A 23,044-nucleotide genomic window follows, 5' to 3' on the forward strand; every position below is an offset into this window, starting at 1 on the left:
TTTTGCCGATCGCAGAAGCAACAATATCGGAGCCGGCGTCGCGAGGCGCCGGCTCTTTATCTGAAAGGGCATCCTGGTGCTGGTGCGAATTCCGAATGTCCTGACGTCGGAGCAGGTCAAGCATTGCCGCGAGGTGCTGGCGCGCACCGCCTGGGTGGATGGGCGCGTCACGGCCGGGCACCAATCGGCCCAGGTCAAGCGCAACCTGCAATCGCCGGAGGGAACGCCGGAAGCCCGCGAACTCGGCGACATGGTGCTCGCGGCGCTCAACCGGAATCCGCTATTCGTGTCGGCCGTACTGCCGAAGACGATCTTCCCGCCGCTGTTCAATCGCTACGACGCCGATGGCGAGATGAATTTCGGCTCGCACGTCGACAACGCCATCCGCACCATTCCCGGCACCGGAATGCGGGTGCGGACCGACGTGTCGTCGACGTTGTTTCTGTCATCGCCCGAAGAATACGACGGCGGCGAGCTGGTGATCGAGGACACCTACGGCACGCATTCCGTGAAGCTGCCGGCCGGCGATATGATCGTCTATCCCGGCACCAGCGTCCATCATGTCACAAGGGTGACTCGGGGTTCGCGCGTCGCGTCATTCTTCTGGACCGAGAGCATGATCGCCGACGTCACGAAACGCGCGATGATGTTCGACCTGGATATGTCGATCATTCGCCTCAACGCCGATCATCCCGAGCACCCGTCCGTGGTGTCGTTGACCTCGCTGTATCATAATCTGCTGCGACAATGGGCGCTGACCTGAAGTGCAGCGTCTGACTGGAAGGCAGCGGCATCGTTCACGAAGACTTTAAGTCTGGCTTTCACGCCAGCATGGCGTCGAGGGCCGGCGTGGTCCGTTCAGCGATGCTGTCGTCGTCGTTGCCCGTGAAGCGAACAACTGCCGCGAGTTGGTGCTCGACGGCGAAATCGATTGCGGCGTCCGGCCCCAGCACCATCAGCGCCGTCGCATACGCATCGGCTTCCATGCAGGAGCGATGCAGGACGGTCGCGGTGACCATGCCATTGGCGATCGGCCATCCGGTTCGCGGATCCAGGGTGTGGGAGAAGTGCTGCGCACCACGAGCGAAGCCGCGCTCGCAGCCGGATGTGGCGATCGCGAGGTCGTGCAATGCCACCAGTATCGGCTCGGCGGCGACGCACGCCGCGGCCTGGGCCGGTCGGTCGATCCCGATCCACCAAGGACTGCCGTCGGGCTTGACCCCGTGCCCCCGCAATTCGCCGCCGATCTCAACCAGCGCGTGGTGAATGCCAAACTCAAGCAACGTTTCCGCCACCAGATCGACGGCAAAGCCCTTGGCGATGCCGCAGAGATCGATCGGCCCGCGATTGTGTCGACGCAGGCGGCGGGCGTCGGTGTCGAGGTCGAGTTGCCGCCATCCGCAAGCCTGGTGAAGACGAGCGATCTCATCCGGCGGCGGCGGCGCTCCGCGAGGTCCACTCGGGCCAAAACCCCAGAGGTCGACCAGCGCTCCCATGGTCGGATCGTAGGCGCCGCCGGACTCCCGCGCGATGCGCAGCGCGCTTGCTATGACCCGGCTCAGCTCCCGCGGCAGTTCCTGCCATTGGCTCAGTGGCAACCGGTTGAACCGGCTGATGTCGGATTGGCCTTCCCACGGGCTCATCTGCGCGATCACGCGAGCGAGCGCGAGGGGAATCATCCGGCGAAGCGTTTGCAGGCTGGCGGCTGAGCCGACGAACTTGACCGACCATGTGGTGCCCATGGTCGTGCCGGACATTTCCCGAATGCACTCGCCTGAAGGAATGGCGTGTAGCATCGCCGGCACTGCCGGGATCGCCACACGCCGGAAGGCTGACGCCGCCATCGGCGTTTTTTACTGCGGCAGCACTTCGACCGTGGTGGTGTAAGTGCTACGGCGCTGCGCGTTCTTGATCTTGCTCTTGTCGTCGCGCACCGATGCGCTCATCCAGTAGAATCCAGGTCCCGGCCATGTGACGCTGAAGGTGCCGGAGTCGTCGGTGGTGACCTTGCTGTCGTTCAACTTGTCGCGATAGCGGATTCCACCCGGGACGATCTCGACCGCGACGCCGCTGGCGGGCTCTCCGTCCAGCACCAGGCGGAACGTTGCCTTCTCACCAACGACCAGATTGTTCGGGTGGGTGACCGACACCATTTCAAGCCCGACGCCGGTTGGTTTCAGCGTGTCAACCGAGGGCTTGCCCGAGGTGACGAAGGATTCGATCCGACTGCGGTTTTCCGTGACCTTCACGTCAGTTGCTTTGGCGGGGATAGCCGTTGCGAGTTCCTCGGCCTTGCCACGCCAGCGCTTTTTCTGGCCCTCCAATTTGTAGTTGGCGAACACGCCCTGATTGGCCACCGTCAGTTTGTAGGTGCCCGGCTGCGTCAGCTTGAAATCGAAGGTGCTGCGAAAGCGGCCCTTTGCCCGGTTCTCCGGCGCGACAGCCTTGCCGTCAGGTCCTTCGATCGACAGGTTGTCGAGCTGCAACGGGTTATGCTCGAAGTAGAACAGGTCGTTGGAGACGGCCGCATCGACCGTGATCCAGACGTCAGAGCCGGACAATACGGTGGCCGATGGCAGCAGCCAGGCGCGGTGAGCCTGCGCGGGCAGGGCAAGCAGCGAAACAGCGGCTGCGATCAACGCGAGCTTGAGATGGTTGGTCATGGCGAAATCCTTTCCATGAAAGCTGTGGGGCGACAAATGCGTGGCGCAGCGGGGGCTGGATTAGGGGGTCAATTTCAATGTGACCGCGCCAAGCTCACGTTCGCCCTTGGCCTCGCCGGTTGCGGGAGCTTTCGGCGGCCATTCGAACGGGATTTTCAGCAACTCCCGACCTCCGACCTCGCGAGCGGCCTCGATGACGAGCTGGTAGCTGCCCGGCGTCAGCCCATCGAGGGGTTTGCCGGCGAACTTGACCTGATGGGTGCCGGGCGCGCGGGTGGGACTCGACAATCCATCGACCGGCATCGTCAGCTCGCGGCCGCTGCGGCGCCACCATTGCCGCATGTCCTTGAGCCATTTCGTGCCCTCATTCTTCTTGTTGTTGACCTCGTACCAAACGGCGAGGTTGGTGACCTTGCCGCCGTCGGCCGCCTCGACCCACATCGCGACGTAGGGCTTGTGGTACTCGACGACGTTGAGCTGCGGAATATCGATGCTGATCGTGGCCTCGGAGGCCAGCGACGGGCCTGCGGCGAGGGTGGTGAGTGCGGCGGAAATCAGGAGGCGCATTGTTGACCTTCTAGCTATGAATGAGGAGAACGGCGAGCAGCATCGGGATAACCAGCCCCATGCCGACGACGGGCCATGTGGCCGGGCGCCGCTTGGAATGAAGCTGCAGAAGCAGCAGGCCTGTGACACAGAAGATGATCGCGGCGGTCGCGAATACGTCGAGGAACCAGCTCCACGCCTTGCCGGCATGACGACCCTTATGCAGATCGTTGAGATAGGCGATCCAGCCGCGGTCCGTGACTTCATAGGACACCGCGCCGCTGTCGCGCTGGATGCTGAGCCATGCGTCGCCGCCGGGCCGGGGCAGGGCCACATAGATCTCCTGGTCCGACCATTCGGTGTCGCGGTCGGCGGTATCGGCGCCGATCTCGCGTTGCAGCCACCCGGTGATGCCCGGCGACAAAGCCGCCTTGGCTGCGCCGGGCTCAGGCTTGAGGTCGACGATCAGCGCCTGTGGCAATTGCCCCTCGCGCATCACGACCGTCGGCTTGGCTTCGATCTTCCCGGAATTGTTCAGCGTGATTCCGGTAACCGCGAACAACAACATGCCGATCAGGCAGAGCCCCGAGGTGATCCAGTGCCATTGATAAAGCTGGTTGATAACGAAAGCGCGACGCTTCTTTCGCTGCCAGAGTTCATCGCCGTCGACCATTAACCAATCCGGAATTGTCCATTCGTCCCGTCGCTGTTGCCAGATCTCGCAAATCGACGAGGTGTGAATGACACCCGTCAGATCAGCGCAAATTGTTTACCGAAGCCGACATCGCTTTACTACAGGACGAGATTAGGTTCGCTCTAAACTGAACCCGTGCGGTGTCGTTGCCGGCAGCCGGCAGAGCCCCGATGGGCTATTGGCTGAGGCACGGCGATACGATAGATGCGGCATAAGAACGCGGAGCGGTTGCTCCTGACCATTGTGTCTGCTGCTCGTGTGGCGTCGATGCTGACAGCCGCCGACTGTCGGAAGAAATTCCTTCACGACCGGCGAGAGTGATCGGATCGGTTCACGATCCCGCCGGCTGGCTGGCGGACTGAGAAGCGGGCGGAGTATGACTGCGCACTGGCATGCCGGTCGCATATTTTCTATACCGTCCGGCGCGGGTTTCTTGCGTCAAACGATCAAGGGTAATGCGACTATGACCTCGACAAACGACAGTGATGGCGCGGCCGAAAGCCGGGTGTTTGAAGCGGATGTCGCCAAGCTGCTCCAGATGATGGTGCACTCGGTCTATTCCGATAAGGACGTGTTCTTGCGAGAACTGATTTCGAACGCAGCCGATGCCTGCGAGCGGCTGCGTTATGACGCGATCAGCGACCCCGCATTGCTGACGGACGACACCAGGCCGCAGATTGCCATAACCATCGATGCGGAGCGGCGGCAATTGAGCGTCGAGGACAACGGCATCGGCATGAGCCGGGATGAGATGGTCGACGCGCTGGGCACGATCGCTAGGTCGGGCACCAAGGCTTTCATCGAGCAGGCCAAGGCGGCGGAAGGCGGCGACGGTGTAACGCTGATCGGTCAGTTCGGGGTCGGTTTCTACTCGGCCTTCATGGTGGCGGATCAGGTCGATGTGATCTCGCGACGCGCGGGCGCAGGCGAAGCCTGGCGCTGGTCGTCGGACGGGAAGGGAACGTTCACGGTCACGCCCGTGGATGAGAGCGAAGCTCCTGCGAGAGGCACCCGCGTGATGCTTCATCTTACGGAAGACGCCAAGGAATATACGGATCGGCTCAAGCTAGAGCAGATCGTCAGGGAGCAATCGGGCCATGTGCCGGTCCCGATCGTGCTTGTCGAGCAGCCCGGAGCCGCCCCGACCGAGATTGCCGATGGCGCGGCGCTGTGGACCAGGCCGCGCGGCGAGATCGGCGTTTCCGAATACGCCGATTTCTACCGCAGCGTTGCCGGCCATTTCGATGAACCGGCGCTGACGGTGCATTTCCGCGCCGAAGGGCGGCAGGAGTTCACGGCGCTGCTGTTCGTGCCGCAGACCCGGTCTTTCGATCTGTTTGAGACCGACCGCAAGGGACCGATCAAGCTTTACGTGAAGCGCGTCTTTATTACCGACGATGCCGATCTGCTGCCCCGCTATCTGCGGTTCGTGCGCGGCGTCGTCGACTCGGCGGATCTTCCGCTCAATATCTCGCGCGAAATGATTCAGGAAAGCCCGATCCTGGCCGCGATCAAGAAGAGTATCACCGGCCGTATCCTGAGCGAGCTCGAGAAACTCGCCGAGAAAGACGCGGAGGCTTACGGAAAAATCTGGGAGGCCTTCGGTCCGATGTTCAAGGAAGGCATCTACGATGCCGCCGACCGGCGCGACGCCATTCTCTCGCTCTGCCGCTTCAAGACCACGGCGGGATCGTTGCGAAGCCTCAAGGACTATGTGGGCGCCCTGAAGGACAATCAGACCTCGATCTACTATCTCGCCGGGCAGGACGCCGCGGGTCTCGAAGCCTCGCCCCATCTGGAGGGTTTCCGTGCCCGCGGTATGGAGGTCCTGCTGCTGTCCGATCCGGTCGACAGCTTCTGGGTCACGTCCGCGCCGAGCTTCGAGGGGAAGCCGTTCAAATCCGTGACGCAGGGTGCGGCGGATCTGGCGGCGATCCCGCGCGTCGACGCCAGCGCCGAAACCCCGCAGGAGGTCAGCGGGAGCGTTACCGAGTTCCTCGCCTTTCTCAAGACGACGCTCGCGGACCTGGTTTCCGACGTGCGCTCGTCCGAGCGCCTCACCGATAGCCCCGTTTGCCTCGTAGCGGTCGAGTCGGGGCCTGATCGGCAACTGGAAAAAATTCTCGTTGGCGTCGGGCAACTGACCGGCGCATCCAGGCCGGTGCTCGAGGTGAATCCGAGGCATCCGCTGATCGCTTCACTGGCGGCGCTCGGGAATAGCGATCACGCGTTCAAGGAGGACACGGCACGAATGCTGCTCGATGACGCGCGCGTCCTTGACGGCGACCGGCCCAGCGACGCGCTTGAGTTTTCCAGGCGTCTTGCCCGAATCGTCGAGCGGGGACTGCGCGGTTCGACCGCGTAGTTCGTGGTGGATTGGCGGTGCATCGCCGCTATTGCGGCGGCGTCCGGAAATGACAGCGAGACGTTTTCGACAGTTTGCTAGGTGGGGGCGGAAGGGGGAGATCACACGCCGATTCGGCCCAGAAGGACATCCCTCAAAACGACCGCATCGTTGTGTGCTTCATCATGGGCCGAGAAGACGAGCGTTATCCGGCCCGACCGAGCGCGGCTGCGCAGTTCGTCAAGCTGTTCCGGGTGCCCGTGGATCTCATCTGTGTATCGTTGTCGAAACTCCTGCCAGCGAGCGGGATCATGACCGAACCACTTGCGCAGGTTGGTACTGGGCGCGATGTCTTTTATCCACCGATCGATAGCGGCGTCCGCCTTGCGAAGGCCCCGGGGCCATAGACGGTCAACCAGTATCCGCGTGCCGTCGTCTGCCGCGGGAGGCTTATAGGCTCGCTTCAGGTTGACGTTTTTGGCCGCAAGCCGCGTCATGGCGTCATGGATCCTTCGCTGATCGCGCTCTGCCTGAGGGCGCGGTGCGTTCCCTCAGTCGCCTGTCCCGGGATTTGCCGAGAAATATTGCTCCAGCTTGCCGGCAACGCCGTCGAAAGCTTTCGCGTCGGCGGGGGCATCGCGCTTGATGGTAATGTTCGGCCAAACCGAAGCATATTCGGCGTTCAGCTTGAGCCAGTTTTCCAGGCCCGGCTCGGAGTCCGCAAGGATGGCCTCGGCCGGACATTCCGGCTCGCAGACGCCGCAGTCGATGCACTCATCGGGATTGATGACGAGCATATTGTCGCCTTCATAGAAGCAGTCCACGGGACATACCTCCACACAATCCATGTATTTGCACTTGATACAATTGTCGGTGACAACGAAAGTCATCTCGAAGACTCCGCGAGGCGGGAACAGGAGCTGGATCGGCGTTAACCCTGGCGCAAACGCATCAACGATCCCGCGAATACCATTATATGACAAGCTCAGCAGCAAAGAAGATCATTTCGCCACGACCACGCCAAGATTCCGGCAGCAGAGGTCGTCACATGTTCCTTCCATAAGATACATATTTGATGTTTCTTTATATGCCAGATCCCGCCTTAAATCAATATTCTATAGGGGATTTTCGAGCATGGCAGTTCCCTAAAACGCTCCAAAGAGGAGCGAGACCTCTGAGCTCCACACGAGTGGATTGAATTATTCGCTACCCGCTTTGCGGCCAACCCGGCAAGCGAATGTCAAATTCAAAACTCCGCTAGAAACGAATAGTTGCTAGTGGTCCATTGATTCCAACATTTGCAAGAACTCCTGCCGCAACGGGATGGAAATGTTAGAACCGGACCACCAGGTCCGATCAATAAAGGAGACGAATATGGCGGAGCGGTTGTCGGCGGAGGCACGAAAAGCAGCGATCAAGGCGTTGTCGGGTTGGTCGGAGGTCGCGGGCCGCGAGGCCATCGCGCGCGTATTCACGTTCCGGGATTTCAACGAGGCTTTCGGCTTCATGACGCGCGTGGCGCTGGTCGCCGAAAAGAACGACCACCATCCGGAATGGCGCAATGTCTATAAGACGGTAGAGGTTGTGCTCGCCACCCACGACGCCGGTGGCGTGACCGAGCGCGATATCAGGCTCGCGGAGGCGATGAACGCGATTGCAAGGCAGTTCGGCGTGGCCTGAACGCCCCCGATGCCGGCCTTGCAGTGGAGAAACAGAGTTCCCACGTGGGAGGGAGCGGCGATGTCGACAATCCGCCGCCATGACATTTCGGGAACTCTGACGATGGCATCCGAACACAGTGTGGGATTCGAGCCGGCCGACCGGCTGGCGCAGGACCGCGACAGCGTGCGCCGGCGGTTCTGGAGCAAGCTGAAGCGCGTCGTCGCCAACGTGCCATTCGCAGAAGACCTGTTGGCAGCCTACTACTGCGCCTTCGACAAGCAGACGCCGCGCCATGTGCAGGCGTCGCTGCTCGGTGCCATCGCCTATTTCATCCTGCCGTTCGACTTTGTTCCCGACGTATTGCCGGTGCTCGGTTTCACCGACGATGCCGCCGTGCTTGCGACGGCGATCAGGATCGTGGCTTCCCACATCACGCCGGAGCATCGCGAGGCTGCGCGCACGGTGTTGAAGCGCGGAATAGAGAACGAAGTGGTGTGACTGCCTTAAAGCAACATGCGGATCATCCACGCGCCGTTATGACCGGATGACGCCATCGCGTGATCGCCGGGTTTTGGGCCGATCGCCCGTCCACACTTTCGATCACACCGGCAATCTGCACGGCTGCGGCTGAATTCGGGGGCGCGCGGTTTCGGCGCAAGCATAGCGTTCCGGATGCGCACCAATATTTTGGTCGATGCTATCGTAACGGTCCGATTCTAACATTTGCATCCCGTTGCGGCAGGCGTTCCCGCCAATGTTAATAATCGAAAGACCACTAGCGAATATAAGTGCTGGCGGAGTTTTGAATTTGATACTCGCGTCCCCGATGCGCGGCAAGGTGCGTTGCGAGTGTCAAATTCACTCCACCAGGTTGCGAATCGCGATGCGAGCCGCAAGGATGGGGGCCGCCTTCACAAATCAGGCATTTCCGGTTATTCCCCGATGATGTGTGATCCGCGCACATCAAGCCATCTTCCAGTCACAATGATGAAAGGACGAGATTTGATGATGTCCATGCGGCAATTGCTGACAGTTCTGGTGGGAAGCCTGCTTGCAGGCGGAATGGGCCTTGCTCCCGCATTCAGTGCGCCGACAGCCGGCAGTTCGGAGCCGACGCTGCTCGGACAGTTCGGCGCGTGGGGCGCCTATACCGCATCGCCGAACGGCAAGAAGGTCTGCTTCGCTCTTGCCAAGCCGTCGTCCTCGAAAACCAATCCGCCGAACCGACCGCGCGATCCGATCTACGCCTTCGTCTCGACCCGGCCAGCGGAGAAAGTGACGAACGAGGTGTCGGTCACGGTCGGCTATCCGCTCAAGCCGGGCTCGGAAGCCACGCTCGATGTCGGCGGCGCGAGCTTCGAGATGTACCCTCAGGGCGACGGCATCTGGATCAAGAACGCCGCCGAGGAAGACCGGCTGGTCGATGCCATGCGCAAGTCCGCCGATGCGACCGTCAAGGGCGTGTCGTCCAGGGGGACGAAAACCACGGACGTCTTTTCCCTCAAGGGCCTGTCCCAGGCGCTGGACAAGGTCGCGCAGGATTGCAGGCGTTAACGTCGCAGAATCTGCCGGCTTTTCAGCGGGCCGCGGAAGGCTTATGTCATGTGGCATGAGTGAAGCGTCTCGTACCGTGAGCACCGTTCCGACCGAGGCCGTAGCCGCCGCCGCGAGCATTCCGGGTGCGCGCGGAATAGCGGCCGGCGGCGCTCCTCTGGAAAAAATCGCGCTCGAAACCTATGTGCCGCCGGCGAAGCCGTCGCTGATCGGCCTGTCGCGCGCGGAGATTTCCGAACGTCTCGCCGCCACCGGCGTCGCGCCGGCGCAGCGCAGGATGCGCACTCAGCAACTCTGGCACTGGATTTATGTCCGCGGTGCGAAGACGTTCGGCGAGATGACCAGTGTCTCGAAAGACATGCGCGCCGCGCTTGAGAAACACGTCACAGTCGATCGGCCCGAAGTGGTTGCCGAACAGATTTCCAACGACGGAACGCGCAAATGGCTGCTGCGGCTGCCGAGCGGCAGCAATCTGGAAAAGCCGCATGAAGTCGAGTGCGTCTATATCCCCGAGACCGATCGCGGCACGCTGTGCGTCTCATCGCAGGTCGGCTGCACGCTGAACTGTTCCTTCTGCCACACCGGCACTCAGCGCCTGGTGCGCAATCTCACGGCGGGCGAGATCGTCGGCCAGATCATGGTGGCGCGCGATCGGCTTAACGATTGGGCCGACCGCGAGACGCCGCATGGCAATCGCCTCGTCACCAACGTCGTGATGATGGGAATGGGCGAACCGCTCTATAATTTCGACGCGGTGCGCGACGCGCTGTTGATCGTCGCCGACAACGAAGGCATCGGCATCTCGAAGCGCCGCATCACACTGTCGACGTCCGGGGTGGTGCCGAACATCGTCCGCACCGGCGAGGAGATCGGCGTCATGCTGGCGATCTCGCTTCATGCGGTGCGCGACGACTTGCGCAACGAACTGGTGCCGTTGAACCGCAAATATCCGATCGCTGAGTTGATGCAGGCGTGCCGCGATTATCCGGCAGCTTCCAACGCCAAACGGATTACGTTCGAATATGTAATGCTGAAGGGCGTCAACGATTCGCTCGACGACGCCAAGCGGCTTGTGAAACTGCTCAAGGGCATCCACGCCAAGATCAATCTGATTCCATTCAATCCGTGGCCGGGTACGCGCTATGAATGTTCGGACTGGGATCAGATCGAGAAGTTTTCCGAATACGTTTTCAACGCCGGCTACTCCTCGCCGGTGCGCACGCCGCGCGGCCGCGACATTCTGGCCGCCTGCGGCCAGCTCAAGTCCGAAACCGAGAAGTTGTCGGCCCGCGAACGTCAGGCGCTTCGCGCCATGGCGATGACGGATTGAGGCATGATCCCGAAAAGTGGGAACCGGTTTTCGGATAAGATCATGCCCAGGGATCGATTGAGTTTCTCATGGCGCTGATCGGCCGGCTGTTTGCGATCCTGTTCGGATTGGTGGCTGCCTGCTTCGTTGCCGGGATGGTCGTTGTCATCGCGTTGCTGTATCCCGAATTCACCGATCTCGGCTTCGAGCCGCCCGATCCCGATACGCTCAACATCGTGCTCGGATTCGGCTTCATCTTCGTCAGCGGCTTTGCGCTGCTGCCGGCAATGATCGTGGTTCTCGTCACCGAAGCCTTTTATATCCGCGGCATACTGGCTTACGCCGCCGGCGGCGCGATTTGCGGTGCCGGCTGCTACCTCGGCCTGATCCCGTTCGACCCGGCGACCATGCATTTCGAAGGCATCGTGCGCCGCCACCTCGAAATCATGACCGGCGCCGGGGTCGTCGCGGGCTTCACCTATTGGCTGATCGCGGGGCGCAATGCCGGCGCGTGGCGTGAGCGTCCGCGCGGCCAGCGGCCCCCTGATCCGCCGGCTCGGACTTGAAAATGCCCGGCCTTTTCATGGCGGTCGTCGTCGGCTAAACCGCGCGTCATGAACCGAACCGGATTAGTCATAGCGCTCGGACTTGGGCTCATGATCGGAATCGTGTTCGGGATTCATCCCGAATACGATCTGCGTCTCGCGGCGCTGTTCTACGATCCCGCGACGAAAACCTTTCCGCTCAAATCGGACGCACTGGCCTCGTTTGCGCGCTATGCCGCGATGTGGGTGGCATGGGCGTTCGCGGTCCCTGCGATCGTCGCGCTGACTGTGAAGATGTTTCGCCCGGACCGCCCGCTGATGATGTCGGGCCGGACCGTCGCGTTTCTGCTCATCACCATGCTGCTCAGCGCGGGGATTCTGACCAACCTGACGTTCAAAACCTTCTGGGCCCGGCCGCGGCCCGTGATGGTGACGGAATTCAACGGCCCATGGAAATTCATGCCGTGGTGGGATCCGCGCGGCGAGTGCGGCAGGAATTGTTCCTTCTTCTCCGGCGAGGGCGCGACCGCATTCTGGACACTGGCGCCGGCCGCGCTGACGCCGCCCGTGTGGCGGCCGCTGGCCTATGCGGGCGCGATCACGTTTGGCGCGGTCACCAGTGTGCTGCGGATGGCGTTCGGCGGTCATTTCTTCACCGATGTGGCGGCGGCCGCAATCGTCGCGTTTCTGGTGATCTGGCTGGTTCATGGCTACATCTACCGCTGGCCATCGACGCGGAAGAGCGACGCCGAGATCGATGCCGCGTTGACGCGGTTCGCCTGGCCCGGCTATCGGATGCGGCAGCGGTGGCAAGGCCGCGATGTCGGTCCAGCACCCGTGCCGAAGAAGCCGGCGTGAGCGTCTCCGGGACCTTGCACGAGGTCCGGTTCCGCCTATAGTCCCCGCCGAATTCACGTCATTCCACAGGATTTTCATGAGCAAGAAGGTGGAGAAGGTGGTGCTTGCCTATTCCGGCGGGCTCGACACCTCGATTATCTTGAAATGGTTGCAGACCACCTACGGTGCCGAGGTCGTGACCTTCACCGCCGATCTCGGCCAGGGCGAGGAACTGGAGCCGGCGCGCCAGAAGGCGTTGTTGCTCGGCATCAAGCCTGAGAACATCTTCATCGAGGATCTGCGCGAGGAGTTCGTTCGCGACTATGTGTTCCCGATGTTCCGCGCTAACGCGGTCTATGAGGGCCAGTATCTGCTCGGCACCTCGATCGCGCGGCCGCTGATTGCCAAGAAGCAGATCGAGATCGCCGAGAAGGTCGGTGCCGATGCGGTGTCGCACGGCGCGACCGGCAAGGGCAACGATCAGGTCCGCTTCGAACTCGGTTACTATGCGCTCAAGCCCGATATCACCATCATCGCGCCGTGGCGCGAGTGGGATTTCAAGTCGCGCGAGAAGCTGATCGCGTTCGCCGAGCAGCATCAGATCCCGATCGCCAAAGACAAGCGCGGCGAAGCGCCGTTCTCGGTCGACGCCAACCTTCTGCACGCCTCCAGCGAAGGCAAGGTGCTGGAAGATCCGGCGCAGGAAGTGCCGGATTATGTGTATTCGCGCACCATCGATCCGCAGGCCGCGCCGGACCAGCCGACCTACATCACGATCGATTTCGAGAAGGGCGACGCCGTTGCCATCGACGGCAAGAAGCTGTCCCCCGCCACCTTGCTCGCGAAGCTGAACGAACTCGGCCGCGCCAACGGCATCGGCCGGCTCGATCTGGTCGAGAACCGTTTCGTCGGCATGAAGTCGCGCGGCATGTACGAGACGCCCGGCGGCACTATCCTTCTTGTCGCGCATCGCGGCATCGAGCAGATCACGCTCGATCGCGGCGCGGCGCATCTGAAGGATGAGCTGATGCCGAAATATGCCGAGCTGATCTACAACGGCTTCTGGTTCGCGCCGGAGCGCGAGATGTTGCAGGCCGCGATCGATCATTCGCAGCAATACGTCACCGGGCAGGTGCGGCTGAAGCTCTACAAGGGCAATGTCATCCTTGTCGGCCGGGACAGCAGGTATTCGCTGTACGATCAGGATCTCGTCACCTTCGAGGAAGGGGCGGTGGCCTACGATCATCGCGACGCGGCCGGCTTCATCAAGCTCAACGCGCTGCGGCTGCGCACGCTCGGCCAGCGCAAGAAGAAGCTGGGGCTGTAGTGGCAGCCGAGAGTAGTCGTCATTGCGAGCGGAGCGAAGCAATCCAGTGTAGTTGATTTCTGAAAAACTGGATTGCTTCGCTCTGCTCGCAATGACTGAACAAAAATGGCCGGGATTGTTCCCGGCCATTTTCATTTTGATATTTGTTCTCGATCAGCGGCGCGGCGGCGGAGACGCCGACGCCTGACCGCCGTCCAACAGCGGCGTGATGCGACGTACTGTGACGCGGCGATTCTCCCGCGAGGGACCATCGGTCTGCACCTTCAGGTTCTGCTCGCCGTAGCCCTGGGTGACGAGGTTTTCCGGCGGCACCTGGAATTGCTGCGTCAGCAATTCCGCGGCCGACTGCGCGCGGCGATCCGACAGCGACAGGTTGTCGACGTCGTTGCCTACCGCGTCGGTGTGGCCCTCGATCAGGAACACCTCGCTCGGGTTGCGCGAGATCGCGCGATTGATGCCGTCCGCGATCACCCGCAGCTTCGCGGCCTGATCGGGCGGGATGTCCCACGATCCGGTCTCGAAGGTGATGGTGTCGAGATCGATGCTCGGCATCCGCGCCCGCACCATCGGGCTGTAGCGGATTTCCTCGAGCGTATAGCGGCGGTCGATCCGTTCCACCGGCGGCGCGACCAGCGTGTCGTAGATCAGCTCAGGCGGAGCGTCCTCCGCCTCCACGATGTAGCGATCGCGCGGGATGGTGATCACCGGCGGCGGCAGCGTCACGAAGTAGCCGCCGATCGCACCGGCAACCAGGCCGGCGGCGACACCGGCCGCGATCGAACCGCCCCGGCCATCGCGACGGTGATCATGATCGTGATAGCTGTTGTCGATGATGACGACTTCATGACCACGCCGGTCACGGCGGATTCGCCGCAGCATCCGGCCGTCGCGATCGTTGATGGTGATGATCTGCGCGCCGTCCGGCCGCACCACAACGGTCCGGGTGTCGTTGCCGACACGCTCCTGCCGGATATCGCGCGCGCCATAGCGGAAGCGATCTTCTTCGTTGTGCCGGATGAACGACCGGCCGCTCGGATCGCGCACGATGACGCGGCCCGGCTCGGTGATGATGGTGCGACCGCCCTGCTTGGTTTCGCGGCGCTCGCTGCGGAAGGCCTCGATGTTGCGCGGCCCCTGCCGTGCGGCGCCCGGCGCGATCGGCTTCAGATCCTGCGCGCTCGTCGGTGGCGGCGGTAGCGGGGCATTGACCTGCGGTGGCTTCACCGGCTGCGCCGGTGCGGCGGCCTGGCCGCCGAGCGCTGGCGAATGTGGTCCAGCCTTGGTTCCCAACTGGCCACCGGGAGCAGTAGCCGATGGAGTGGCGGCGCCGCCGCTCGGCGCAGCAGGTTTTTGGGTTTCAGAAGATGATTTGGGCGCCGGCTTGACCTCCGCCGGAGAAGTCTGACCCGGCGCGCGACGCTGTTCTGCCGCCGGTGCGGATGGTTTGGTCGGAGTCGTGCCGGGCGCCGGGGTCGTTTGCGCGGGCGCCGCGCCCTTGTGATGGTCACCGCGATCTCCAGGCCCGCCATGGTCGTGGCCGGGTCCACCACGGCCTCGCTCGTCGCGACGTGTCGCATTCGGCTCCCCATTGGCAGGCGGCGTCGAGGGTCTCGTGGTTTGTGGCTGCACGGCCGGAGCGGGCGTCGTCGGGGCTGATTTTCTCGCGGCCGGCGGAGGTGTCGCGCCCTTCGACGGGGATGACGGCGGTGCGGCGGCTGGGGGCGCGGGCGGCTTCGGGGCCGTCGGAGGCGCCGCCGGCTTTGGCGAGGGTGCGGCTTTCGGCGCGGCCGGAGCAGCGGGAGGCGTTGCGTGCGGCGGCGGGGCCACATGCGGAGGCGACGGCGCGTGGGGCGGCGCTGCATGAGGCGGGGGAGCCGCGGGTCGCGCGGGTGCGCCGGGCGGCGGCGTCGGATGAGCGGGTGCAGCTTTCGGTGCAGGACCTTTCGGCTGCGGTTCTTTCCGCTCTTTCCGCTTTGTCTCATTTCCGCTTTCGGCGGATGGCGCAGCCTGCGCGAGTTGGACCGGCGCGGATTGTGCGTGCGATGGCGTCGTCGTCAACGACGCGACAGTGAGAGCCGACGTGGCCAGCAGCACCAGGCGAAAGTTCGTCATGACAATCATTATCCCAACAAAAATTTCGGCAACAAACGCGAAGCCTGCTGGCCGATGGTGGCGGGGTGCCAATCAACAAATAGCGATGAGGCTGTAATGTGGCAGCTATAGGTAGCGAACACCGATTTTATTATCGGATGCGCTGATAACATGCGTGCTGCATTCATGGCGCATTCAGATCGTACGCACTCGCAGCGATGCCTTGCTACGTGAGTATATCGGTCGCAGGGGGCTGCGCGGGCGGGGTCGGCGGGGCCTGTGTCGGCACTTCGTCCGGCATTTGGCCGGGCAACTCCCGCGGAGGCACCGGCGACTCCGGCTCGTGCATCGGCGGTGGCACATCGGGACCCGGCTGCGGATGACCCGGCGGGTCTTCGCGGGGTGGCTCCGCCGGACGGCCCGGTTCGACGGGCGGCACTTCCGTCGGTTCATCACCCATAGCGTGTCTCCATTTTCCGAAGTTGACAGGTCTTTGCAGCACCTTTGACCGTTATTTCCATGGTCTCTTGATTTCCACCACCTCTTGCTGTGCTAACGGTCCGCGTGGCGTGATGTTCCGGAGCCGGCTGCCGCCTTGCGGGCCATACGCCGGCGTCATGGAACGTACGGGGGGCGCTTTGCATGAAGTCCGTTTCACTGGCGACGGTCGTGCTGTTGGCCATGATCGCGAACAGCGCGGCTCATGCGGGCGGCTGCGCGGCCGAGATCAGCGCCTATCGCCGCGCGCACGGGCTGTCAGCCGTTCGCGCCGATGCGGCGCTCGATCGGATCGCGCGGCGGCAGGCCGCGGCGATGGCGCGGGCGGAAACGGTCAGCCATAACGTGAATGGTAATTTCTTTGCTCGGATCGCGCCCGTCCATCGCCGGTTGGCTGCCGAGAATGTCGCGGCCGGTTTCCCGACCTGCGCGGAAACGATCAGGCAATGGGATGCGAGCAGCGGGCATCGCGCCAATCTTCGGATGCCGGGCGCGCGGCGTGTCGGCGTCGCGTCGGTCGCAAAGCCGTCATCGCCCTATCGGCGATTCTGGGCCATGGTGATCACGGATTGAGGCAGCACGAATTGAGATGCCGAAGCCTTCAAATCGTTATTGCGCGCTCGCGACAAAATTGGCTCTTGCCAATTTTGCGCGTGAAGCGAAGCAATCCAGATCTTAACGGAGCAGGCTGGATTGCTTAGCCCCTTGCGCTCCTCGCAATAACGATGACGTAATTCATCCTGTTTCAGGAACCGTCAGGCGAACTGTGCGAGCGCGATTCAGGACGGGCGCGCCGTCTCGGCGCTCAGACCTGCCGCTCGACCAGCTTTCGCTTCAGCATGGCGATGGCCTCCGCCGGATTCAGTTTTTTCGGACAGGCCTTGGTGCAATTCAGGATGGTGTGGCAACGATAGAGCCGGAACGGATCTTCTAGATAGTCGAGACGTTCGCCGGTGGCTTCGTCGCGCGAATCGGTGACCCATCGCGCCGCCTGCAGCAGCGCGGCGGGGCCGAGGAAGCGATCGCTGTTCCACCAATAGCTCGGGCATGCTGTCGAGCAGCAGGCGCACAGGATGCACTCGTAGAGGCCGTCGAGCTTTTCGCGGTCCTCGTGGCTCTGCCGCCATTCCTTCTGCGGTGTCGGCGTGGTGGTCTTCAGCCACGGCTCGATCGAGGCGTATTGCGCGTAAAAATTTGTCAGGTCGGGAACGAGGTCCTTCACGACAGGCTGGTGCGGTAGTGGGTTGATCTTCACCGTGCCGTTGGCCAGGTCGTGCATCGACGTGGTGCAGGCCAGCGTATTCTGGCCGTCGATGTTCATGGCGCAGGAGCCGCACACGCCTTCGCGGCAGGAACGGCGGAAGGTCAGCGTCGGGTCGATGTGGTCTTTGATCCAGATCAGACCGTCGAGCACCCTCGGGCCGCACTCGTTGACATCGACATAATAGGTGTCGACGCTGGGATTCTCGTCGTCGTCGGGGTTCCAGCGATAGACCTTGAATTCGCGCGTTTCGGTCGCGCCTTCCGGCTTCGGCCAGGTCTTGCCGCCGGTGACCTTTGAATTTCTCGGAAGCGCGAATTTAGCCATCGGTCTGCCTTTGATGGATGCGCGGGTCAAGCCAGCGCATGATGCTTCGTTTCAGTTCAATACACCCGCGCCTTCGGCGGAATGGACTGAACGTCGTTGGTCATCGTGTAGTCGTGCACCGGGCGGTAGTCGATCGTGGTGACACCGCGATCGCTCAGCCGCGCCAGCGAATGCTTCATCCAGTTCCGATCGTCGCGATCGGGATAGTCCTCGCGCGCATGGGCGCCGCGGCTTTCGGTGCGGTTGGCGGCGGAATCCATCGTCACCACCGCCTGGGAGATGAGGTTGTCGTATTCCATCGTCTCCATCAGGTCCGTGTTCCACACCAGCGAGCGATCGAACACGGCGACGTCGGCAATCCCGTCATGGACTTTGTGGATCAGTTTCTGACCCTCGGTCAGGATGTCGCTGGTGCGGAAAACCGCGCAGTTGGCCTGCATCACGCGCTGCATGCTCTCGCGCAGCCTGGCGGTCGGCGTGCCGCCGGAGGCATAGCGAAACCGGTCGAGGCGACTGAGCGCCATCTCGCTGGAGTTGGCGGGGAGATCGGGCTGCCTGGCGTTGGCGGCGAGCTTTTCGGCGCAGTGCAGGGCGGCGGCGCGGCCGAACACCACGAGGTCGATCAGCGAGTTGGAGCCGAGGCGGTTGGCTCCGTGCACGGAGACGCAGGCGGCTTCGCCCACGGCCATCAGGCCCGGCACGACCGCATTGTCATCGCCGGTCTTTTTGGTGACGACTTCGCCGTGGTAGTTGGTGGGGATGCCGCCCATGTTGTAGTGCACGGTCGGCAGGATTGGGATCGGCTCGCGGGTCACGTCGACGCCGGCGAAGATCTTAACCGACTCCGAAATACCGGGCAGCCGCTCGTGCAGCACTTTCGGGTCGAGATGGTCGAGGTGCAGGAAGATGTGGTCTTTCTTCTTGCCGACGCCGCGGCCTTCGCGAATTTCGATCGTCATCGCGCGTGAGACGACGTCGCGCGAAGCGAGGTCCTTGGCGGAGGGCGCGTAGCGCTCCATGAAGCGCTCGCCCTCGGCGTTGACGAGGTAGCCGCCTTCACCGCGCGCGCCCTCGGTGACGAGGCAGCCCGAACCGTAGATGCCGGTCGGGTGGAACTGGACGAACTCCATGTCCTGTAGCGGCAGGCCGGCGCGCAACGCCATGCCGCCTCCGTCGCCGGTGCAGATATGCGCCGAGGTGCAGGAGGCGTAGGCGCGTCCGTAGCCGCCGGTTGCGAGAATGGTGGTCTGGGCGCGGAAGCGGTGCAGCGTGCCGTCATCGAGTTTCAGCGCGATCACGCCGCGGCAGACGCCCTGATCGTCCATAATGAGGTCGATGGCAAAGAACTCGATGAAGAACTCGGCGGCGTGGCGCAGCGCCTGGCCGTACATCGTGTGCAGCATGGCGTGGCCGGTGCGGTCGGCGGCGGCGCAGGTGCGCTGGGCCTGGCTCTTGCCATAATCGATGGTCATGCCTCCGAACGGGCGCTGGTAGATCTTGCCCTCCTCGGTGCGCGAGAACGGCACGCCCCAGTGCTCGAGTTCGTAGACCGCCTCCGGTGCGTTACGCACCATGTACTCGATGCAATCCTGATCGCCGAGCCAGTCCGATCCCTTGACGGTATCGTACATGTGCCAACGCCAGTCGTCCTTGTGCATGTTGCCGAGCGAGGCGGAGATGCCGCCTTGCGCGGCGACGGTATGGGACCGCGTCGGAAAGACCTTGGTGATGCAAGCGGTGCGCAGGCCGGCCTCGCCGCAACCCACAACGGCCCGCAGGCCGGCCCCGCCGGCGCCGACGACAACGACGTCGTAAGTATGGTCTTCGATGGGATAGGCCTTGCCGTTGGCGGCCGCCGCCGCGCTGCCGTTTACGGCCATGAACTAAACTCCGGATGACAGTTTGAAGATGGCGTAAGCGGCGGCCAGCGCCAGCGTGGCGGAGAAGAAGTTGTTCGCCATGATCGACGCCAGTTTCGTCTTCTCGTCGTGCACGTAGTCCTCGATGATCACCTGCATGCCGATCTTCATATGCCAGATGCTGGCGACGACGAACAGCAGCATGACGATGGCGATCAGCGGCGAGCCGAGAATCTGCGCCGCCCCGGCCTGGTTGCGGCCGAGCAGGATCATCATGACCACGATCATCGGGACGATCAGCAGGATCATGGCGACCGCGGTCACACGCTGCCGCCAAAAGTCCTTGGTTCCGGAATGGGCGGCGCCGAGGTTGCGAACCCGCGACAGCGGTGTCCGCATCGGCTTCGGGCCGGATAGCGGCTCCATGGTCATCGTCCGCCTCCGATCGCATAGGCGACGATCCACAGCAGCACCGTGAGCAAAATGCCGCCGATCAGCGCTGCCCGGGTGAGCCATTCACGCTCCGCCGGCTTGAATCCGTAACCGAGGTCCCAGACGAGGTGGCGAACGCCGCTCAGCATGTGGTGCATCAGCGCCCATGTGTATCCGAATGCGATCAGCCGGCCGATCCAGCTCGCGGTGAACGACTGGACCGCGGCGTAGGCGCCCGGCCCGGACGACACCGCAATCAACCACCAGACCAGCAGCAGCGTCCCGAAATAGAGTGCCATGCCGGTCGCGCGATGGACGACGGACAGCGCCATCGTCAGGGTCCAGCGGTAAATCTGTAGGTGTGGCGAAAGCGGACGTTCGATTCTGACAGTCATCGATGCCTTCGCTGGTTGCGGGCGCGCGGCGCCAGCCCGGTTGAAATCCGCGACAAGCAAATTCTATGCATATATCTATGGATTCGAAACAGTCGGCGCAACGTTCAAATCGCTCTTTGAGAATGGCCGTTCAGGACTACGGCGTTGACGCTTCCTTAACATAACGCGCCGGGAGGCGGTATGTCTGAAGCGTGATTCATAGCTCGCACGGCTCGCAATAGCCTAGCTTCCCTCGTAGAGACCGGCATAGGTGTCGCGCAGAATATTCTTCTGCACCTTGCCCATGGCGTTGCGTGGCAGCTCGTCGACGAAAATCACGCGCTTCGGCACCTTGAATTTCGCCAGCCGGTCATCGAGCGCGCCGAGTACCTTGGCCTCGCTGATATCGGCGTCCTTGCTGCAGACCACGACCGCGGTGACGCCCTCGCCAAAATCGGCATGGGGCACGCCGATCACCGCGGTCTCGATCACGCCCGGCAGGGCATCGATCTCGCTTTCGATTTCTTTCGGGTAGACATTGAAACCGCCCGAGATCACGAGGTCCTTGCCGCGGCCGAGAATGTGCACGTAATCCTTGCCGTCGATCTTTCCGATGTCGCCGGTGATGAAGAAGCCGTCGGCGCGGAATTCAGCCCTGGTCTTCTCCGGCATCCGCCAGTAGCCTTTGAACACGTTCGGACCCTTGACCTCGATCATGCCGATGCTCTCGCGCGGCAGTTCCTGGCTGGTTTCCGGATCGGTGATGCGAACGGAGACGCCGGGAAGCGCGCGGCCGACGGCGCCGGGAACGCGCTCACCGTCATAGGGGTTCGTGGTGTTCATGCCGGTCTCCGTCATGCCGTAGCGTTCGAGCACGGCATGGCCGGTGCGGGCCGACCACTCGCGGTGGGTGTCGGCGAGCAGCGGCGCCGATCCCGAAATGAACAGCCGCATGTGGCGGGTCGATTCCTTCGTCAGCGCCGGATTTTGCAGCAGGCGGGTATAGAAGGTCGGCACGCCCATCAGCACGGTGGCGCGCGCCATCAGCCCGATGACGAGGTCGGGATCGAACTTCGGCAGGAAAATCATCGAGGCGCGCGCGAGCAGCGTGACGTTGCACGCCACGAACAGTCCATGGGTGTGATAGATCGGCAGCGCGTGGATCAGCACGTCCTTGTCGGTGAAGCGCCAGCAATCGACGAGGCTGCAGGCGTTCGACGCCAGATTGTCGTGGGTCAGCATCGCGCCTTTGGATCGGCCGGTCGTTCCCGAGGTGTAGAGGATAGCCGCAAGGTCGTCGTCGGCGCGCGCGACGGTTGTGAACTCCGGCTTCGCCGTCATCGCCGCCTCCGTCAGCGATCCCTTGCCGTCGGCGCCGAGCGTTTCGACCTTCGCGCCGACCTTCGCCGCGATCGCCTTGATGCCATCCGCCTTGGATGGGTCGCAGACCACGAACGCCGGCTCGGCGTCGGTGATGAAATAGTCGAGTTCGTTGAGGGTATAGGCTGTATTGAGCGGCAGGTAGACCGCGCCGGCGCGCACCGCCGCGAGATAGAGCGCGAGGTTCGGCACCGACTTTTCGACCTGTACCGCAACGCGGTCGCCCGGTTTGACGCCATGCGCCACCAGCACGTTCGCCAGCCGTCCCGAGAACGCGATCAGGTCGCCATAGGTGATGCGTCGGCCGTCCAGCGTTTCGATCGCGAGCCGGCCTGCGTCGTTGAGATCGTCGAACAGGCGTGAAAACAGGTTGGCGTTCATGATGGAGTTCCCGCTGGCATTCATGCATCGTCTCGGCGCGGACGGCTGATTGGCCGACAGGTGTTGAATAGCAAGGACCAGCTTTACGAGGCAACGAAGACAGTCGTTGCGCAAAAGCCGGCGATATTTCGGGAAAGCCGCCGAACGGTGCGCCGGGCGCGGGCGGGACAGGGCGATCCGGCTCGCTTTTTTGTGAAGGAGATGTTGCGCTAGTTCGGGGTGACATGCGGGGAATGCGATAACAAATTGCGAGTTCTGTCGTAGAATATCCGCAAGGCTTTCCTCGCCCGTCGCTGGCGGGCGAAATATGTGGACCTGGTCATGACGAGCATTTCAGCCGGCGATGGGCGCTTTGCATCCCGACCTGCGAGGGCGATCCAGCCGGCGTGGGTCCGCGTCGTCCACTGGATCAATGCCGTGGCGATGATCATGATGATCATGTCGGGTTGGCAGATCTACAATGCCTCGCCGCTGTTCGACTTCACCTTCTCGCGTTCGATTACGCTCGGCGGCTGGCTCGCCGGCGGGCTGCTGTGGCATTTCGCGGCGATGTGGCTGCTGATGGTCAACGGTCTCGTCTATCTTGTGCTTGGCCTCGCCACCGGACGCTTCCGCCGTAAGCTGTTGCCGATCACGCCGTCGGGCATTGCGGCCGATACGAGGGCGGCGCTGACCGGCAAGCTCTCGCATCACGATCTGTCGCGATACAACCAGGTGCAGAAGCTTTTGTACGCGCTCGTTATCGTCGCCGGGATCGTGGTCGTGCTGTCGGGCCTCTCGATCTGGAAGCCGGTCCAGTTTCAGTGGCTGACAGCGGTGTTCGGCGGTTACGACGTCGCCCGCTATGTGCATTTCACCTGCATGGCGCTGATCGTCGCATTTCTCGTCGTGCATGTCACGCTCGCGCTGCTGGTGCCGAGAAGCCTGCGCGCGATGATTATAGGTCGGTAGGAAAGGCTG

The 23,044-nt window shown here is 62.7% G+C and carries 24 protein-coding genes; 11 read left to right on the top strand and 13 right to left on the bottom strand.

Translation table 11 applies throughout. The annotated features are described in order from the left end of the window. Positions 1 to 76 precede the first annotated feature (76 nt). Positions 77 to 763 carry a Fe2+-dependent dioxygenase gene (locus V4R08_RS12555; protein WP_335579656.1) on the top strand — a complete coding sequence of 229 codons (687 nt, stop codon included), beginning with the start codon at positions 77 to 79 and terminating at the stop codon, positions 761 to 763. Between the two features lie 58 nt (positions 764 to 821). On the opposite strand, the gene V4R08_RS12560 is transcribed toward V4R08_RS12555, so the two are convergent. From V4R08_RS12560 to V4R08_RS12575, 4 genes are read right to left on the bottom strand one after another with little or no spacing between them, the layout of a single operon-like run. After that, on the bottom strand, positions 822 to 1,844 hold the full coding sequence (locus V4R08_RS12560) for an FAD:protein FMN transferase (protein ID WP_335579657.1): 1,023 nt from the start codon (positions 1,842 to 1,844) through the stop codon (positions 822 to 824). Between the two features lie 9 nt (positions 1,845 to 1,853). Continuing rightward, positions 1,854 to 2,663, bottom strand: a complete 810-nt coding sequence (locus tag V4R08_RS12565) for a DUF4198 domain-containing protein (protein WP_335579659.1) — start codon at positions 2,661 to 2,663, stop codon at positions 1,854 to 1,856. 60 nt (positions 2,664 to 2,723) lie between these two features. Then, on the bottom strand, positions 2,724 to 3,230 hold the full coding sequence (locus tag V4R08_RS12570) for a DUF2271 domain-containing protein (protein ID WP_335579660.1): 507 nt from the start codon (positions 3,228 to 3,230) through the stop codon (positions 2,724 to 2,726). A 10-nt stretch (positions 3,231 to 3,240) separates the two neighbouring features. Then, the gene (locus V4R08_RS12575; protein WP_335580273.1) at positions 3,241 to 3,975 is read right to left on the bottom strand and encodes a PepSY-associated TM helix domain-containing protein; all 735 of its coding nucleotides are present in this window, start codon (positions 3,973 to 3,975) and stop codon (positions 3,241 to 3,243) included. Between the two features lie 391 nt (positions 3,976 to 4,366). Between V4R08_RS12575 and htpG the strand changes: the two genes are divergently transcribed. Further along, a complete protein-coding gene (gene htpG, locus V4R08_RS12580; RefSeq protein ID WP_335579661.1) occupies positions 4,367 to 6,268 on the top strand; it encodes a molecular chaperone HtpG in 1,902 nt (633 codons plus the stop codon). A gap of 101 nt (positions 6,269 to 6,369) precedes the next feature. Here htpG and V4R08_RS12585 read toward each other — a convergent pair whose 3' ends face one another. Together V4R08_RS12585 and fdxA are read right to left on the bottom strand one after the other, a co-directional pair. Further along, a complete protein-coding gene (locus tag V4R08_RS12585) occupies positions 6,370 to 6,744 on the bottom strand; it encodes a DUF488 domain-containing protein (protein WP_335579662.1) in 375 nt (124 codons plus the stop codon). A gap of 54 nt (positions 6,745 to 6,798) precedes the next feature. Next, complete coding sequence (gene fdxA, locus V4R08_RS12590; protein ID WP_335580274.1) at positions 6,799 to 7,137, bottom strand: ferredoxin FdxA; 339 nt, start codon at positions 7,135 to 7,137, stop codon at positions 6,799 to 6,801. A 484-nt stretch (positions 7,138 to 7,621) separates the two neighbouring features. On the opposite strand from fdxA, the gene V4R08_RS12595 reads away from it, so the two are divergent. The 7 genes from V4R08_RS12595 (at position 7,622) to V4R08_RS12625 (ending at position 13,481) form a co-directional block, all read left to right on the top strand. Next, a complete protein-coding gene (locus tag V4R08_RS12595; RefSeq protein WP_335579663.1) occupies positions 7,622 to 7,927 on the top strand; it encodes a 4a-hydroxytetrahydrobiopterin dehydratase in 306 nt (101 codons plus the stop codon). A 102-nt stretch (positions 7,928 to 8,029) separates the two neighbouring features. Beyond that, positions 8,030 to 8,407 (top strand): YkvA family protein, encoded by a 378-nt coding sequence (locus tag V4R08_RS12600; protein WP_335580275.1) that lies wholly within the window; start codon positions 8,030 to 8,032, stop codon positions 8,405 to 8,407. Between the two features lie 564 nt (positions 8,408 to 8,971). Next, on the top strand, positions 8,972 to 9,463 hold the full coding sequence (locus tag V4R08_RS12605; protein ID WP_335580276.1) for an invasion associated locus B family protein: 492 nt from the start codon (positions 8,972 to 8,974) through the stop codon (positions 9,461 to 9,463). A gap of 136 nt (positions 9,464 to 9,599) precedes the next feature. Further along, positions 9,600 to 10,793 (top strand): dual-specificity RNA methyltransferase RlmN, encoded by a 1,194-nt coding sequence (rlmN, locus tag V4R08_RS12610; protein WP_335580277.1) that lies wholly within the window; start codon positions 9,600 to 9,602, stop codon positions 10,791 to 10,793. A 68-nt stretch (positions 10,794 to 10,861) separates the two neighbouring features. Beyond that, positions 10,862 to 11,338 carry a hypothetical protein gene (locus V4R08_RS12615; protein ID WP_335579664.1) on the top strand — a complete coding sequence of 159 codons (477 nt, stop codon included), beginning with the start codon at positions 10,862 to 10,864 and terminating at the stop codon, positions 11,336 to 11,338. A 48-nt stretch (positions 11,339 to 11,386) separates the two neighbouring features. Continuing rightward, positions 11,387 to 12,175, top strand: a complete 789-nt coding sequence (locus V4R08_RS12620) for a phosphatase PAP2 family protein (protein ID WP_335579665.1) — start codon at positions 11,387 to 11,389, stop codon at positions 12,173 to 12,175. 76 nt (positions 12,176 to 12,251) lie between these two features. Further along, entirely contained in the window at positions 12,252 to 13,481 is a 1,230-nt protein-coding gene (locus V4R08_RS12625) for an argininosuccinate synthase (RefSeq protein ID WP_335579666.1), read from the top strand. A 153-nt stretch (positions 13,482 to 13,634) separates the two neighbouring features. Here V4R08_RS12625 and V4R08_RS18225 read toward each other — a convergent pair whose 3' ends face one another. Both V4R08_RS18225 and V4R08_RS12640 read right to left on the bottom strand, forming a co-directional pair. Continuing rightward, entirely contained in the window at positions 13,635 to 15,593 is a 1,959-nt protein-coding gene (locus V4R08_RS18225) for an OmpA family protein (protein WP_442935661.1), read from the bottom strand. 205 nt (positions 15,594 to 15,798) lie between these two features. Beyond that, on the bottom strand, positions 15,799 to 16,032 hold the full coding sequence (locus V4R08_RS12640) for a hypothetical protein (protein WP_335579669.1): 234 nt from the start codon (positions 16,030 to 16,032) through the stop codon (positions 15,799 to 15,801). A 182-nt stretch (positions 16,033 to 16,214) separates the two neighbouring features. Between V4R08_RS12640 and V4R08_RS12645 the strand changes: the two genes are divergently transcribed. Continuing rightward, positions 16,215 to 16,643: a CAP domain-containing protein gene (locus V4R08_RS12645; RefSeq protein ID WP_335579670.1), complete on the top strand. Its 429-nt coding sequence runs from the start codon at positions 16,215 to 16,217 to the stop codon at positions 16,641 to 16,643. 232 nt (positions 16,644 to 16,875) lie between these two features. Here V4R08_RS12645 and V4R08_RS12650 read toward each other — a convergent pair whose 3' ends face one another. From V4R08_RS12650 to V4R08_RS12670, 5 genes are all read right to left on the bottom strand, one after another. Next, entirely contained in the window at positions 16,876 to 17,658 is a 783-nt protein-coding gene (locus V4R08_RS12650; RefSeq protein WP_335579671.1) for a succinate dehydrogenase iron-sulfur subunit, read from the bottom strand. A 56-nt stretch (positions 17,659 to 17,714) separates the two neighbouring features. Then, a complete protein-coding gene (sdhA, locus tag V4R08_RS12655; protein ID WP_335579672.1) occupies positions 17,715 to 19,538 on the bottom strand; it encodes a succinate dehydrogenase flavoprotein subunit in 1,824 nt (607 codons plus the stop codon). A gap of 3 nt (positions 19,539 to 19,541) precedes the next feature. Further along, on the bottom strand, positions 19,542 to 19,916 hold the full coding sequence (gene sdhD / locus V4R08_RS12660) for a succinate dehydrogenase, hydrophobic membrane anchor protein (RefSeq protein ID WP_335580278.1): 375 nt from the start codon (positions 19,914 to 19,916) through the stop codon (positions 19,542 to 19,544). Positions 19,917 to 19,945: 29 nt separating this feature from the next. Further along, the gene (gene sdhC, locus V4R08_RS12665; protein ID WP_335579673.1) at positions 19,946 to 20,344 is read right to left on the bottom strand and encodes a succinate dehydrogenase, cytochrome b556 subunit; all 399 of its coding nucleotides are present in this window, start codon (positions 20,342 to 20,344) and stop codon (positions 19,946 to 19,948) included. A 222-nt stretch (positions 20,345 to 20,566) separates the two neighbouring features. Beyond that, entirely contained in the window at positions 20,567 to 22,108 is a 1,542-nt protein-coding gene (locus V4R08_RS12670) for a malonate--CoA ligase (RefSeq protein ID WP_442935662.1), read from the bottom strand. 297 nt (positions 22,109 to 22,405) lie between these two features. Between V4R08_RS12670 and V4R08_RS12675 the strand changes: the two genes are divergently transcribed. Next, a complete protein-coding gene (locus tag V4R08_RS12675; RefSeq protein WP_335579674.1) occupies positions 22,406 to 23,035 on the top strand; it encodes a cytochrome b/b6 domain-containing protein in 630 nt (209 codons plus the stop codon). The last annotated feature ends 9 nt before the right edge of the window (positions 23,036 to 23,044 follow it).

The sequence above is a fragment of the Nitrobacter sp. NHB1 genome, from assembly GCF_036964665.1.
In the GTDB taxonomy this organism is placed as follows: Bacteria; Pseudomonadota; Alphaproteobacteria; order Rhizobiales; family Xanthobacteraceae; genus Nitrobacter.